Consider the following 15,137-nt stretch of genomic DNA (forward strand, 5'->3'; position numbering starts at 1 on the left):
ATAAAAAAACCGGGATAATTTTCCCGGTTTTACTTTTATGACTTTGGAGCCCACTGATTGAAAAATTCTTTTGTTTTTTCTAAACTGTATCCTTTTCCATCTTCCAAAACATCACTTTGCTGGATGTGAATCATTTTACCATTTTTATCTAAAACAATAAAAACAGGATAACCGAACTTCTCTCCCGGATTTCCATACTGACTAAAAACTTTTTCATTTTTATTGTCAGGAGAATAATTTAAATGATAATAAAGATAATTTTTATCAACCATTTTCTTCAATTCCGGAGTTGTCTGTGCATATTGATTGAATCTCAAACACCAGATACACCAGTTTCCACCCGCCTGAATCATAATGTTTTTACCTTCTTTCTTAGCCTGAGTTACCAGTTTATTAATATCTGCTTGTGCATCCGCTTTAGGATCGTAAGGCTTAGGCAACTTTGCTTTTTCTTCTGCCGCAGCTTTTTTCTTCGCTTCCAGTTCTGCTGCATCACTCTTTACCAACAAAGCTTTATCGCTTGAATTTTTAACTTTTGTTGGTTTCTCAATCTTCTGAGCCCAAGCCAAAGTGCTTAAAGCCAGAAGAGCTACTAACGACATTTTTTTCATACTTTAAAAATAAAAATAATAGTTATTACCAGCAAAAATGAAACCATATTTTTTTTATCACTAAATTTGCATACTTTATGAATTTTCTGATTAAAATACTTTTCCTGATTTCTAAGATGCCGCTTAAAATATTATATATTTTTTCGGATATCATCTTCTTTTTAAATTTCTATTTTGTCGGCTACAGAAAGAAGATTATTACTCAAAATTTAAAAAATTCTTTTCCTGAAAAAACAGATCAGGAAATTAAAGAAATACGAAAGAAATTCTACTTAAATTTCTCAGATTATTTGGCTGAGACTGTAAAGTCATTCAGTATTTCTGAAACTGAAACGCGTGTCAGAATGCAGCATATCAATCAGCATTTATTCCACGAGGCTAAAGCTGAAGGCAAAAATATCATTCTCATGGCGGGACACGTTTTTAACTGGGAATGGATGAATGCTTTGGCAACACTGACTCCACAAAAAAACTCACATCCAGTTTATAGAAAGGTAAACAGCAGCTTTTGGGAAGATCAGATGAAAAAAGTCCGAAACAAGTTCGGAAACGAAGCTTTAGAGGCTAATGAAGTTATTTTAAATATTTTTAGGAACCAAAATGATGGTGAATCTATTTATATGTTTGTAGCAGATCAGACTCCGCATGTTGCTCACGTCAATTATGGTTTAAAATTTTTAAACCAGCGAACTCCTGCTTTTATCGGTTATGATAAACTAGCAACAAGAATGGATCTGATTTTTATTTATTGTGAAATGAAGAAGGTAAAAAGAGGTTTTTATCAGGTTAATTATCACAGAATTTATCCTGATGGAGAAAAGTTCGTAAAAAATGAAGTCGTAAGAAAATTTCATCAGCTACTTGAAAATACGATCAGAAAAAATCCCGACAATTATCTTTGGTCACACAGAAAGTGGAAATATCAGGATTCTATTAAAACTTATGATGGCGAATAAATGACAGAAAATTCTAAAAATATAGCCGTAGTTATTTTAAACTGGAACGGTAAAAACTGGCTTCAAAAATTTCTTCCAAATGTTATCCGCTTTTCTGAAGAAGCTGAAATTTACGTTATCGATAATCATTCGACAGATGATTCTATTGATTTTTTAAAACAAAACTTTCCTACTGTAAAAATTGTAATTAATGATAAAAATTATGGTTTTGCCGGAGGTTATAATGAAGGTTTAAAAAAAATAAATGCAGAATATTATTGTCTTCTGAATTCTGATGTGGAAGTTACAGAAAACTGGATTAAGCCTGTTTTAGATTTATTTAAAAAAGATAAATCAATTGCTGCAATTCAGCCTAAAATTTTGTCTTTTAACAATAAAAATTATTTTGAATTTGCCGGAGCTGCAGGTGGTTTGATCGATAATTTGGGGTATCCGTATTGCAGAGGAAGAGTTTTTGATGATTTGGAAGAAGATAAAGGGCAATACAATGACGAAACAGAAATTTTCTGGGCTTCAGGATGTTGCTTCTTCATAAGATCAAAAGATTTCTGGGAGCAGAATGGTTTTGATGAAAGATTTTTTGCACATCAGGAAGAGATCGATCTTTGCTGGAGATTGATTAACTCCGGCAAGAAAATATTTTATACCGGAAAATCACAGGTTTATCATGTGGGAGGCGGAACTTTAAATAAACAGAGCGCTCAAAAAACTTTTCTTAACATTAGAAATAACCTTTCGATGATGGTGAAAAATCTCCCTTTTCCTCAATTGATTTGGGTGATATTTATAAGAATGCTCTTAGATGGAGTTGCTTCTTTACATTTTGCCTATAAATACGGGTTCTCTCATCTTTGGGCTGTTGGAAGAGGACATTTTGGGTTTTACAGCCAGCTTCCCGGAACACTTAAACTTCGTCAAAAACACCAAAAATCAAAGTTTTACCAAACGAAATGGCTTATTTTCAAGCATTTTTTAAGTAAATAATTCGTAACTTATAATTTATAAATTATTACAATGGATTTCTGCGCATTAGATTTTGAAACCGCCACTCACGAGAGACATTCTGCTTGTGAATTGGGAATATGTATTGTTCAGGATTCTAAAATTGTGGAAACTAAAACGTGGCTTATAAAACCGCCAAGCTTCCCGTATTTTCATCAGAGAAATATTGATGTGCATGGAATTTTACCAAGCGATGTGAAAAATGCACCGAGATTTGATGACATCTGGTACGAAGTACAGGAAATGATGTATGGTACATTGATGATTGCGCACAATGCGAGTTTTGATGCAGGAGTTTTGAAAGGATGCCTTGATTATTATGGGATGTTTACCCCAAAATTAAATTATCTCTGCAGTATTCAGTTAGCTAAAAAATCATGGAATTATCTTCCAAAATATGGTTTAAAACATCTTGCAGAATACCATAATATTCAATTTAAACATCACAGAGCCGGCGATGATGCAGAAGCTTGTGCCAGAATTTCGCTTTTAGCTTTTGAGAAGCTTTTTATTACAAGTAACGATGAAGTTTCAGATTTTATGAAGCAGAAAATCAAAATGCTTTAGTCATGAAATTTCCAGATACAGAATCATTGTTTTCAACGGATATTTGAGAACATCTTATTCAAATTAATTGCTTAAAACCTGAGATAAAAGATTAAATTTGGGAATATCAATTTCAAATTGCTCTTTGGTATCTGAGTTTTCAACTAGATATTTTCCACTCATATTTCCAACGCCTGAACGCAGCATCACGTTAGAAAAATATGCAAAATTATCCCCGATTTCCACATCTGGAGTCAGACCTATTACACCGTCACCGACAACTTCTGTAAACCCAAATCCTACATCGAAAATAAGCCATTTTCTTTTGAGAACCTTAATCGGGAAGTCACCATCGTTTTCTATGACGATATTATATTTAAAAACATAACGGTTTTCTGAAGGATAAGAATTCTTGCTATCATATTCAGGATCTACCGAAACCTTGATATTAGAAGTAATTTTAGAAAACATTTCATTCAATTTAAAACATTAAATACAAAAATCTCGCCTTTTTTGAAGGCGAGATTGTAGAAATATATCTATTTAAAAAAATATTATAATCCTAAGCCTTTTCTTTCGTCTCCACCCAATAGAATTTCTACCGGATTGTCGATCCCTTCTTTTACCGCAACAAGGAATCCTACAGATTCTTTACCGTCGATAATTCTGTGGTCATAAGACATTGCAACATACATCATTGGACGAATAACAACCTGTCCGTCAACCGCAACCGGTCTCTGAATAATGTTGTGCATTCCTAAGATAGCAGATTGTGGCGGGTTGATAATTGGCGTAGACAACATAGACCCGAAAGTACCACCGTTTGTAATAGTAAACGTACCACCAGTCATCTCGTCAACCGTAATTTTACCGTCTCTTACTTTGATAGCTAAATCTTTGATATTGGCTTCAACACTGCTGAAAGACATATTCTCTGCATTTCTCAATACCGGAACCATCAATCCTTTAGGACCTGAAACGGCAATTGAAATATCGCAGAAATCATAGTTTATTTTGAAATCTCCATCAATTGATGCATTCACATCAGGATACATTTGTAATGCTCTTGTAACCGCTTTTGTAAAGAAAGACATGAAACCAAGTCCTACTCCGTGTTTCTGAGCAAATTCTTCTTTATATTGTTTTCTTAATCTGAAAATCTCAGACATATCAACCTCGTTGAAAGTCGTCAACATTGCAGTTTCGTTCTTTACTGAAACTAATCTTTGAGCGATTTTTCTTCTAAGAACTGAAAGTTTAGTTGTTGTTGTAGATCTAGCACCTGTAGCTGTTAAAGAGCTTCCTCCCATTGCCGGAACAGCAGCTAATTCAGCATCAGATTTAGAGATTCTTCCGTCTCTTCCAGAACCTGAAACCTGAGCAGCATCAATTCCTTTTTCGTCAAGAATTTTCTTGGCAGCCGGAGAAGGAGTACCTGTAGCATAAGATTGAGGAGCAGCCGGAGCTGGTTTTGGAGCTTCAACTTTCGCAGGTTCAGCAGCTTTAGGCGCTTCTTCCTGTTTTGGAACTTCAGCAGAAGGCGCTGCACCTTCCGGTTTTGCAGCATCCATATCAATTAAACAAACAACCTGACCTACTTGTACCACATCACCTTCTTCTGCTTTTAAAGTGATAATACCACTCTCCTCTGCAGGTAATTCTAAAGTTGCCTTGTCTGAATCTACTTCAGCGATTGGTTGATCTTTTTGTACATAATCACCATCTTTTACAAGCCAAGTTGCAATTTCAACTTCTGTAATTGATTCTCCCGGTGAAGGAACTTTCATTTCTAAAATTGACATATCGTATTTTTTATTTTTTTAATTGATATTAAGTTTTTTTAGACTAGAAGAATGAAGACAATAGATAAAAGACTTTTAAAACCTAATTTCTAACCTCTAATTTCTAACTTCTAATTTTTTATTAAGCTGTTACCGGTCTTTTAGCCGGAGCATCGTCTCTGTCGAATACTCTGTTGATTACAGCATTTTGGTTTTTCTCAAACATTTTGTGACTTCCCGGAGCCGGAGCACCACTTGGTACAGGCGAAACAACCTGAATTCCTGTATCTCTGAAATTTCTTAAGATATAAGACCAAGCTCCCATGTTTTCTGGTTCTTCCTGAGCCCAAACGATTGATTTTTTGTTTGCATATTTAGCAAATACAGCTTCGATAGCGTCATTTTGAAGCGGATACAATTGTTCAAATCTTACTAATGCAACATTTTCACAATTCAGTTCTTCTTTTTTAGCTAATAATTCGAAGTATAATTTACCAGAACACAATACTAATTTTTCCACTTTCGCAGGATCTGCAGTAGGATCATCTAAAATCGGCTGGAATCCTTTATTTGCGAAATCTTCAAGCGGAGAAACCACTTTTGGATGTCTTAATAATGATTTTGGACTCATTACAATTAATGGTTTTCTGAACGACCATTTCAACTGTCTTCTTAACAAGTGGAAATAGTTTGCTGGTGAAGTAATATTCGCTACCACCATATTTTCGTTAGCACAAAGGGTAAGAAATCTTTCCAGTCTTGCTGAAGAGTGTTCTGCTCCCTGGCCTTCCGAACCGTGAGGCAACAACATTACCAAACCATCCTGAATTTTCCATTTTTCTTCTGCTGCAGCCAGATATTGGTCAACAATAATCTGAGCTCCGTTTACGAAATCTCCGAACTGTGCTTCCCAAATCGTTAAAGTATTCGGAGATGCCATTGCATACCCATAATCGAATCCTAAAACTCCATATTCTGAAAGGTGAGAATTGAATACATCAAATCTGCTTTCTGAAACTTCTTTTAAGGGAACATATTCTTCTTCTGTATCTTCAGTTTTTACAACAGCGTGTCTGTGAGAGAACGTTCCTCTTTCTACATCTTCACCAGAAATTCTTACATTGTTACCTTCTACAAGAAGGGTAGCATAAGCCAGCCATTCTCCTAAAGCCCAATCTAAAGAGTTTGCTTCAATTGCCTTGATTCTGTTATCAAACAGCCTTGTAATTTTGTTGATGAATTTTTTATCTGCAGGAAGCGTTGACATTTTAATTGCCAATTCTTTCAACTTCGCTAAATCATATTTTGTATCAACGGCATCCTGAACAGCTCCTCTTTTTGCAATCGGGAAATTCGTCCAGTCATCTGCCATGAAAATATCCATCACATTCTTTTCGATTTCTTTAGAAGCATCAAAGTCTTTATCTAAAAGCGCTTTGAATTCTGTTTCCATTTTGGCGATAACATCATTTGAAGTCACGCTGTCTTTCAACAGTTTTTCTTTATAAATCTCTCTTGGGTTAGGATGTTTTGAGATCAGTTTATACAAATTAGGCTGAGTAAATCTTGGCTCATCCCCTTCGTTATGACCATATTTTCTGTATCCTAATAAATCGATATAAACGTCTTTACCAAATTTAGCTCTGAAATCAGCTGCAAAATGCATCGCATGAACTACCGCTTCAGCATCATCTGCATTCACGTGCATTACAGGCGATTCTGTCACTTTTGCAATATCTGTACAATATGTAGACGATCTTGCATCCATATAATTGGTTGTAAATGACACCTGGTTATTTACAACAATATGAACTGTACCTCCGGTTTTATACCCTTCCAAAGTCATCATCTGGGCCACTTCGTAAGCAATACCCTGACCTGCCAATGCACCATCTCCGTGGATAATGATTGGTAAAACCTTAGAATAATCTTTATACTTATCATCTACTTTTGCACGGCAAATACCTACTACCAAAGCAGCAACAGTTTCTAAGTGAGACGGGTTCGGCGTCAAATTAATGGCAACTTCTTCACCGGAAGCTGTTTTTATTTTTTTGGATGAACCTAAGTGATATTTTACGTCACCTGAGAATACATCTTCTTCAAATTCTTTTCCTTCAAATTCTGAGAAAATCTGCTTGTAAGATTTCCCGAAAATATTTGTAAGAACATTTAATCTTCCTCTGTGAGCCATCCCAAGAACAACCTCATCAACGCCAAGTTGAGAAGATCTTGAGATCAACTGATCCAAAGCTGGAATTAAAGTTTCACCACCTTCAAGTGAGAATCTTTTCTGGCCAACAAATTTTGTGTGAAGATAATTTTCAAACGCTACCGCCTGATTTAACTTCAACAAAATTTCAGTTTTTTCGTTTGCAGAAAGAACTGGGTGGTTTTCGTTTACCTGAAGCCACTGCTTAATAAAATCTTTCTCCTGAACATTGTTGATGTGCATATATTCCACACCGATAGAATCGCAGTAGATGCTTTGCAAATGCGTGATCAAATCCTGTAAAGTTGCAGGACCTTTCATTCCTGTTTCAACTGCGCAGTTGAATTTTGTATTTAAATCTGACTTGTCAAGACCAAAATTTTCAATATCCAAAGTCGGCGTATAATGCCTTCTTTCACGCACCGGATTGGTTTTGGTAAACAAGTGACCTCTCGTTCTGTAAGCTTCAATAAGGTTTACCACCTTAAATTCCTTCTTGATGTGCTCCGGAACTTCACCATTTGAAGCCGCCTGAGAAATCTGCTGTACTGCAGGTGAAGATTTCACCGAATTTTGTACATACTGGATGCTTTCGTCATCACTGTAGTTCTCAATCGCAAAATCAAAGCCTTGAAAAAAGGCTTTCCATGATGGTTCTAAGGAGTCAGGGAATTTTAAGTATTGTTGGTATAAATCCTCAATTAACTGAGAATGAGCTGCGTTTAGGAATGAAAATCTGTCCATTATTACAGTTTATCTATTATTAAATTTTGTTTAACGTATTAATCTTCAAATTTAATAAAAAAAACCGAGTTGGGATAGCCTCAAAACCTTAAAAAAAATATAAAAAAGATAATTGGGAAAAAATCATCTGTAAACAGAGAGAGAAAGTTTCATATTAACATTCTGACCATCTACAGGCGGCTCTATAAAAGTCTGATAAACATCACCATAGCGCATCTCATCTTTCTTTGCTTTTTGTATAAGCTGCTGAATTGCTTTTATTCTCGCCGAATAAGATCCTTTGTAATACATCACATAATTTTCTGTGGGGCTCACAGATCTGAAACTGAAATTATTATCTGCAATTCCTATTTTTTTTGACAATGGAATTCCGAAAAAATAAGACACCTCGTTATCTTTAAAATTGTCGGCATCAGTGATAAGAACAGGGTATCCTACTTCATCATTTTTTTTGCCTAAATCCATCGTTACGAAATTATTTATTTTGTTGTAATTCATAACGATGTTTCTGTACAAAGCATCTTTTTTATTGGAAGTACTTACATTCACTCCCAAAATCATTTTTTCTTCCTCTTTTTCAACCATGAGACTGTCATATTTTATCGCAGCCAGCTGATTATCTTTTTCCACTTTATTGCTTAAAACATTTTTAAGATTAAGCATGCTTTTATCAATATTTTCTGCAAATTTATCTTCCGTCCAAAAATTCTGGGCTCTTGATAAAACCGATAATTTTGGCGTATGAACATACCAGGTAATTTTTGTTTTTTCGGCTGAAACTGCTGTAAATTTCACATCAATCAAAGTAGGATTTTCATCTTCATCTTCAAAAAGCTGATACCTCAGCGTTTTGTTGGGATTTTCATAACGGATAAACATCTCGCCTCCATCTTCACTTTTAGGATCATTGTAGCTGATAGCGCTTCCTTTTCCTTCGTAAGGAGAATAGTAATCAATGGCAATACTTTTTGAACTTGAAAAGAAATTATTCCAACGGGTGAAATTCTGCAAATTATTAAACTGGTTAAAAACCTTTTCCACAGGATAATCAACCTCTTTTTCTATGGTAAACTCTTTACTTTCATCTACAAAATAGTACATGGAAGCCGCATAAGCACCCACCAACAAAATTATAATAACCGCTATGATTTTGAAAAAACGCATCGCACAAAAGTAATACAAATAAAAAAAGTGACCAATATCTTGATCACTCTTGTTTTTTATTTTTGATGGGTGATGGAGGTTTGATGCTTGATGTTTAATATTCGGCTGTAAAATTTTAAATCAAAACCTAAACTTGAAAGTTATTAACTCTCAAAAACATCCATCTTCCAGCATCAAACTTCTAACCCCTTATCCGATATGAGTTCCCGGAGGAAGCATTGCACCTTTTTTCACCACAACAATTCCGTCCTGTACCGAATGTGTTCCGTAATCACCATCCTGAAGATGTTTTCCTCCAATAATTCTTACATTGTCGCCGATGTAGCAGTTTTTATCTAAAATCGCTTTTTCGATATAGCAATATTTTCCGATTCCCATGTTGGGTAAACCTTTTCGGTCGTTATCTACAATCTCTAAAGTATTTTGATAAAAATCGGCTCCCATAATATAAGAATTTACAATCGTGCTTCCTTTATCAACTCTTGTACGGTTTCCAATCACAGAATTTTCTATTTTATCTGCCATAATGATACATCCGTCTCCGAATACCGCCTTACTTACATAAGAGCCATTAACTTTCGAAGGTGGAAGCATTCTAGCACGCGTAAAAATAGGTGCTGAAGAAAACAGATTAAACTGCGGGAAATCGTGGCAAAGGTCTAAGTTGGCTTCGTAGAAAGATTCAATTGTTCCTATATCTGTCCAATATCCTTCGTATTGGTAACTAAGTGTTGTATATTTTCCGATAGAATTTGGGATAATATCTTTTCCGAAATCGTCTCCCGCACCATCTTCAAACATTTTTTTAAGGATACTTTTAGAGAAAATATAAATTCCCATCGATGCTAAGAATTCTTTTCCTTTCACTTTGTTTTCATCTGAAACTTCAGATTGCAGACCGTCAAGCTCATCAAAGCCCGGCTTCTCAACAAATGAAGTAATATTCCCTTCATCATCAGATTTTAAAATTCCGAAACCCGTTGCATCTTTTGCATTAACGGGAATGGTTGCAATTGTAACATCACCACCATTATCAATATGAAAATCGAGCATTTCATTAAAATCCATCTGATACAACTGATCTCCGGAAAGAATAAGAATATACTCATAATCGTACTTCTCAAGATGCTTCATCGATTGGCGAACCGCATCTGCAGTACCCTGAAACCAACTGTCGCTGTCAACATTCTGCTCAGCCGCCAAAATATCTACAAAACCCTGACTAAAAATATCAAAGTGGTAAGAATTTTTGATGTGCGAATTGAGGGAAGCCGAATTAAACTGGGTTAAAACCAATATCTTATTAAGCCCTGAATTAAGACAATTTGAAATCGGAATATCTACCAATCTGTATTTTCCGGCAATAGGAACAGCAGGTTTTGATCTTGTATACGTTAACGGAAAAAGCCTTGTTCCTCTACCTCCTCCCAACACAATGGAAATGACGTTGTGTTTCATAAATATCTGCGTTTTGTTTAATTTTTATATAGTGTTAAATACTTTTCTGCTGATTTTTCCCATGCAAAGTCAAATTTCATATTAGACAAAATCAATTCATCCATTTTCGCTTTGTCTTTATAAATATTCAAAGCACGGCTCATTGCGTGAATGATATCATCTACCCCTGGGTAAGTAAAATTCAAGCCGGAACCTCCGGTTGTAATATCTTTTACAGTATCTCTCAATCCGCCGGTGTAGCTTACGACAGGAACAGTTCCGTAACGCATCGCATACATCTGATTGAGACCACAAGGTTCAACTCTAGAAGGCATCAACAAAAAATCTGCCGAAGCGTAAATTTTGTGAGAAAGATGTTCTTTATATCCTATATCTGTGGCAAAATTCGAGTATACAGAATTAAGCTCTCTCAACTGTTGTTCTATATAAGCATTACCTGAGCCAAGCACCATAATATTTAACCCTCCAAAACTTTGCTTTATGCTTCTCCAGATTAGATCCGGCAGCAAATCGGCACCTTTTTCTGTGGCAAATCTTCCGATAAATGCAAATAAAGGAAGATCAGGATTTAAGCCATATTCCTTACAAAGTTTAATTTTATTTTTTTTCTTCGTTTTTAAAACGTTTTTAGTGTTAAAATTAAAATCGATCATCGGATCGGTCTGAGGATTCCAGACATCGGTATCGATACCGTTGATAATCCCGTATGCTTTAGAGAACTCTTCTCTTACTAAACTTTCAAGACCTCTGAAGCTCACAAACAACTCTTCAAGGTAACCCTCCGAAACTGTCGTAAAAGCACCGCAGCATTTAATCATACTAGCCAAAGGATTGATAAGACCATTCCAATCCAGAAGTCCCCATTTATAATGATCAAAAGCAGGCATATAGCTTACCATATCCCAACTCATCATTCCCTGATATTCGCCGTTGTGAATGGTTCCGACAGTTTTAACGCCTTTCAGAAATTCAAATTCGTAACAGTTTTCTATCATAAAAGGAACCAAACCTGTGTGATAATCATGACAATGCAAAACATCAGGACGTATTTTCATGGCAGACAACCAATGCAGAACGCCATGTTGGAAAGCTAAAAACTGAAAATTTTCATCTGCATATCCGTAAGGATTTTCGCGGTCAAGTAATCCCGGTATTTTCACCATAAACAATTCAAATCCCAATACATCAGTAGTCTCTTTCAACACCTGTACCTGAAGCATATTGGATCCCTGATGAATAAAACCGTCAAAAACTATTTCAAAATCATAATCATACACAAAATGCTTGTTGTACCAAGGCATTACCACTTTTGCATTGACGTCTTTTATTTTATTCTGATATTTTGGTAAAGCACCGACCACATCTGCAAGTCCGCCAACTTTTGCTACGGGATAACATTCTGTACTGAGGTGAAATATTGTCATTTTTTATGTTGTTTAATCCTATTTAATTTATAATTTTTATCTTTTCTCTGTCTTAAAACTATTCCTGAAAGTGGCGGAAGATTGAGACTGATTGATTTTGGACGATTCATCCATTCATCACGATCTTCTCTGAAAATATTGGCAACTACTCCGCTTCCACTATATTTTTCATCATCAGAATTAAGAACCACTTCCCATTGTGTGCCTGAATTTACGCCAACTTTATAATCTAAAACATTAGGCGTAAGATTTAAGATCACCATAAAAACATCATCTCTTTTCTTCCCTTTTCTTAAATAAATATAAACGGAATTATCCTGATCGTTGGCTTCAACCCATTCAAAACCATTTTGGTTAAACTGATTTTCAAAAAGTGCTGTTTCGCTTTTATAAAGATGATTCAAATCTTTCACTAAAGTTTGCAAACCTTTATGTACCGTATATTGCAATAAATGCCAATCTAAGCTTTTCTTAAAATTCCATTCGTTGGTTTGCCCGAATTCATCTCCCATAAAAAGCAATTTTGCTCCGGGATGGGTAAACATATAAACATACAAGGCTCTGAGATTGGCAAATTTCTGCCATTCGTCACCTTTCATCTTGTAGATCAAACTGGCTTTTCCATGCACCACTTCATCATGTGAAAGCGGAATCATATAATTTTCATTATACATGTACATCGACGAAAAAGTGAGCTTGTGGTGATGGTTTTTTCGGTCTGCAGGATCTTCTTTAAAGTAAAATAAAGTATCATGCATCCAGCCCATCATCCATTTCATTCCAAATCCTACGCCACCGTCGTGCACAGGTTTTGTCAGCATTGGAAAATCTGAACTTTCTTCTGCAATGGTTATTATATTATCTCCGAATTCTTTATAAACGGCAGTATTAAATTCCTGTAGGAAAGTTTTCGCTTCAAGATTTACGTTTTCACCAAAAATATTAGGTTCCCATTCACCTTCATTTCTTGAGTAATCCAGATGAAGCATAGACGTTACTGCATCTACCCGAAGCCCATCTGCATGATAACGATCTAGCCAGAACACTGCATTTGAGATCAGGAAAGACTTCACTTCATTTCGCCCATAATTAAAAATATATGATTTCCAATCCGGATGAAACCCTTTTCTCGGATCTTCATGTTCATATAAATAAGAACCGTCAAAACGATGCAAACCATTGGCATCACCCGGAAAATGCGAAGGAACCCAATCTAAAATAACGCCAATATTATTTTTGTGAAGTTCATTAATCAGAAACATTAAATCCTGCGGAGAGCCGAAGCGAGAGGTTGCGGCAAAAAAACCGGTTATCTGATATCCCCAACTCGGATCATACGGATACTCCATTACAGGCATAAATTCTACATGCGTAAAACCCATTTCGGTAATATACGTAACCAGCTTTGCGGCTATATCTCTATAATTTAAAAATAATTCAGGATGATCTTCATTTCGCATCCATGAAGCTAAATGTATTTCATAAACAGAAATAGGCGCATCTAGACTGTTTTTCTTCCAGCGTTTTTCGAGCCATTCCTTATCTTCCCATTCGTACCAGTTGGTAGAAACCATGGAAGCTGCCTGAAGGTTTTGTTCCCAGCTTAATGCATAAGGATCGCTTTTTTCTAAAATCTGTCCCTGAGCTGTTTCTATCGCATATTTATAAAGTGTACCCCACGAAAGCGCAGGAATAAAACCCTCCCAGATACCGGATTGATCCCATCTGGGAAAAAGAATATGTTCACGGTGATTCCAGTTGTTAAAGTTCCCTATAACAGACACTTTTTTCGCATTCGGAGCCCAAACCGAAAAATAAACCCCCTTTACTCCGTCTTTTTCAACAGAATGCGCACCAAACTTTTCATAGAGCTTGTAATGTTTACCTTCTTTGAAAAGATATACATCGTGATCCGTAAAAAGGGTGTAGGTTTTTACAAAATTCATCATAATCGGTTTTTGGTCTAAATCATCTACATCTATCTTTACTGAATAACGATGACTATCAAATATATGAAATTTTCCCTTGGCAGAAGCTATTTTTAATCAATATTAAAAAGAATTCATAAAAATATTTTTTATAAATTTAAAAGTTTTAAACCGTTAAAAACACTTAATGAAATTTACACTCAATACGGCAGAAAAAGACAGCAGACCTATTTTTATCACCGGAAATTTTAATAAATGGAACCCGAAAGATTACAATTTTCAACTCGATATTTCGGATGAAAGTACATACAGCATTGAGATTGATGATCAGTTGCTTCCGGATGAGATCGAATACAAATTCACAAAAGGAGGCTGGGAAAATGTAGAATTAGACCAATACGGAAATATTACGCCAAACCGGAAAATCCAGAAACATTCGGCAAAAGCTATTGATTTTGTAGAAAAATGGAGACTCAACTGGGGACCTTTCAAAGACGAGTTTTTCCCTATTGTTGAAATTATATCTGAAGAGTTTTACATTCCACAGCTGGAGCGTTACCGCAAAGTCTGGGCACTTCTTCCCTACGATTATTATATTTCAGATAAAAAATATCCCGTGCTTTATCTTCAGGATGCGCAGAATTTATTTAACGAAGGAAGTAAGTACGGAAATTGGGAAATCGACAAAAAACTATCTATACTTGCTGAATACGGTCGTGGAGACGTTATCGTAATTGCGGTAGAACACGGCAGTGAAGACCGAATTAAGGAATATATTTTTGATAACGACAATATCACAAAAGGTTCCGAAGGAAAAAAATACATCCGTTTTATTGCAGATACATTAAAACCTTTCGTTGACGATCATTACCGCACCAAAAAAGACCGTGAAAACACAGGAATCGGCGGAAGTTCTTTAGGCGCTTTAATCAGTATCTATAGCGGATTTTTATATCCAGAAGTTTATTCAAAACTGTTGATTTTTTCGCCTTCACTTTGGGTGGAACCCAACAACAGATTTCCGATGATGAGTTTTAAAATTCCCTATAAAATGAAAATTTATTTGTACGGAGGCGAAAAGGAAGGTTCTAAAATGGTAAAAAGAATCCAGCTATTCGAAAATTATCTGGAAAGATGGGAAAAGAAAAATCTTTTTGATTTTGAATTTAAAACTAATATAAATCCCGAAGGTTCTCACAGCGAATTTCACTGGTCTCAGGAATTTCCGAGGGCAATCGAATGGTTGTTTTATAATAATACCGAAAACCCTGTAGAAGTAAAACCTCATCAAGACACTATTAAAAATTAGAT

General features: G+C 35.6%; 12 protein-coding genes. 4 read left to right on the forward strand and 8 right to left on the reverse strand.

The features are described from left to right. Window positions 1-35 precede the first annotated feature (35 nt). Window positions 36-611 carry a thioredoxin family protein gene (locus EG358_RS13200; RefSeq protein WP_076559982.1) on the reverse strand — a complete coding sequence of 192 codons (576 nt, stop codon included), beginning with the start codon at window positions 609-611 and terminating at the stop codon, window positions 36-38. Window positions 612-688: 77 nt separating this feature from the next. On the opposite strand from EG358_RS13200, the gene EG358_RS13205 reads away from it, so the two are divergent. From EG358_RS13205 to EG358_RS13215, 3 genes are read left to right on the forward strand one after another with little or no spacing between them, the layout of a single operon-like run. After that, on the forward strand, window positions 689-1,567 hold the full coding sequence (locus EG358_RS13205; protein ID WP_076559980.1) for a lysophospholipid acyltransferase family protein: 879 nt from the start codon (window positions 689-691) through the stop codon (window positions 1,565-1,567). Continuing rightward, window positions 1,568-2,551, forward strand: coding sequence for a glycosyltransferase family 2 protein (locus EG358_RS13210; RefSeq protein WP_076559978.1), 984 nt, complete (start codon window positions 1,568-1,570; stop codon window positions 2,549-2,551). A 30-nt stretch (window positions 2,552-2,581) separates the two neighbouring features. Next, entirely contained in the window at window positions 2,582-3,136 is a 555-nt protein-coding gene (locus tag EG358_RS13215; protein ID WP_076559976.1) for a 3'-5' exonuclease, read from the forward strand. Window positions 3,137-3,199: 63 nt separating this feature from the next. Here the strand turns inward: EG358_RS13215 and apaG are convergent, their stop codons facing one another. The 7 genes from apaG to glgB form a co-directional block, all read right to left on the reverse strand. Further along, on the reverse strand, window positions 3,200-3,586 hold the full coding sequence (gene apaG / locus EG358_RS13220) for a Co2+/Mg2+ efflux protein ApaG (protein ID WP_076559974.1): 387 nt from the start codon (window positions 3,584-3,586) through the stop codon (window positions 3,200-3,202). Window positions 3,587-3,669: 83 nt separating this feature from the next. Further along, on the reverse strand, window positions 3,670-4,917 hold the full coding sequence (gene odhB, locus EG358_RS13225) for a 2-oxoglutarate dehydrogenase complex dihydrolipoyllysine-residue succinyltransferase (protein WP_076559972.1): 1,248 nt from the start codon (window positions 4,915-4,917) through the stop codon (window positions 3,670-3,672). A 121-nt stretch (window positions 4,918-5,038) separates the two neighbouring features. Beyond that, the gene (locus tag EG358_RS13230) at window positions 5,039-7,852 is read right to left on the reverse strand and encodes a 2-oxoglutarate dehydrogenase E1 component (protein ID WP_076559970.1); all 2,814 of its coding nucleotides are present in this window, start codon (window positions 7,850-7,852) and stop codon (window positions 5,039-5,041) included. Window positions 7,853-7,975: 123 nt separating this feature from the next. Further along, entirely contained in the window at window positions 7,976-9,016 is a 1,041-nt protein-coding gene (locus EG358_RS13235) for an SRPBCC domain-containing protein (protein WP_076559968.1), read from the reverse strand. A 189-nt stretch (window positions 9,017-9,205) separates the two neighbouring features. Further along, the gene (locus EG358_RS13240) at window positions 9,206-10,474 is read right to left on the reverse strand and encodes a glucose-1-phosphate adenylyltransferase (protein WP_076559966.1); all 1,269 of its coding nucleotides are present in this window, start codon (window positions 10,472-10,474) and stop codon (window positions 9,206-9,208) included. 17 nt (window positions 10,475-10,491) lie between these two features. Beyond that, on the reverse strand, window positions 10,492-11,898 hold the full coding sequence (locus EG358_RS13245) for a glycogen synthase (RefSeq protein ID WP_076559964.1): 1,407 nt from the start codon (window positions 11,896-11,898) through the stop codon (window positions 10,492-10,494). Further along, complete coding sequence (glgB, locus tag EG358_RS13250) at window positions 11,895-13,844, reverse strand: 1,4-alpha-glucan branching protein GlgB (RefSeq protein WP_174565091.1); 1,950 nt, start codon at window positions 13,842-13,844, stop codon at window positions 11,895-11,897. The genes EG358_RS13245 and glgB overlap by 4 nt, the downstream gene beginning before the upstream one ends. Before the next feature lie 169 nt (window positions 13,845-14,013). Between glgB and EG358_RS13255 the strand changes: the two genes are divergently transcribed. Then, on the forward strand, window positions 14,014-15,135 hold the full coding sequence (locus tag EG358_RS13255) for an alpha/beta hydrolase (RefSeq protein ID WP_076559960.1): 1,122 nt from the start codon (window positions 14,014-14,016) through the stop codon (window positions 15,133-15,135). Window positions 15,136-15,137 lie beyond the last annotated feature (2 nt).

Origin of the sequence: Chryseobacterium indoltheticum (assembly GCF_003815915.1) — a bacterium.
Taxonomy (GTDB): Bacteria; Bacteroidota; Bacteroidia; order Flavobacteriales; family Weeksellaceae; genus Chryseobacterium; species Chryseobacterium indoltheticum.

Excerpts from the sequence above, each read along its gene's own strand:
- EG358_RS13200 (WP_076559982.1), bottom strand. The coding sequence starts at position 611 with ATGAAAAAAATGTCGTTAGTAGCTCTTCTGGCTTTAAGCACTTTGGCT.
- EG358_RS13205 (WP_076559980.1), top strand. The coding sequence starts at position 689 with ATGAATTTTCTGATTAAAATACTTTTCCTGATTTCTAAGATGCCGCTT.
- EG358_RS13210 (WP_076559978.1), top strand. The coding sequence starts at position 1,568 with ATGACAGAAAATTCTAAAAATATAGCCGTAGTTATTTTAAACTGGAAC.
- EG358_RS13215 (WP_076559976.1), top strand. The coding sequence starts at position 2,582 with ATGGATTTCTGCGCATTAGATTTTGAAACCGCCACTCACGAGAGACAT.
- apaG (WP_076559974.1), bottom strand. The coding sequence starts at position 3,586 with ATGTTTTCTAAAATTACTTCTAATATCAAGGTTTCGGTAGATCCTGAA.
- odhB (WP_076559972.1), bottom strand. The coding sequence starts at position 4,917 with ATGTCAATTTTAGAAATGAAAGTTCCTTCACCGGGAGAATCAATTACA.
- EG358_RS13230 (WP_076559970.1), bottom strand. The coding sequence starts at position 7,852 with ATGGACAGATTTTCATTCCTAAACGCAGCTCATTCTCAGTTAATTGAG.
- EG358_RS13235 (WP_076559968.1), bottom strand. The coding sequence starts at position 9,016 with ATGCGTTTTTTCAAAATCATAGCGGTTATTATAATTTTGTTGGTGGGT.
- EG358_RS13240 (WP_076559966.1), bottom strand. The coding sequence starts at position 10,474 with ATGAAACACAACGTCATTTCCATTGTGTTGGGAGGAGGTAGAGGAACA.
- EG358_RS13245 (WP_076559964.1), bottom strand. The coding sequence starts at position 11,898 with ATGACAATATTTCACCTCAGTACAGAATGTTATCCCGTAGCAAAAGTT.
- glgB (WP_174565091.1), bottom strand. The coding sequence starts at position 13,844 with ATGAATTTTGTAAAAACCTACACCCTTTTTACGGATCACGATGTATAT.
- EG358_RS13255 (WP_076559960.1), top strand. The coding sequence starts at position 14,014 with ATGAAATTTACACTCAATACGGCAGAAAAAGACAGCAGACCTATTTTT.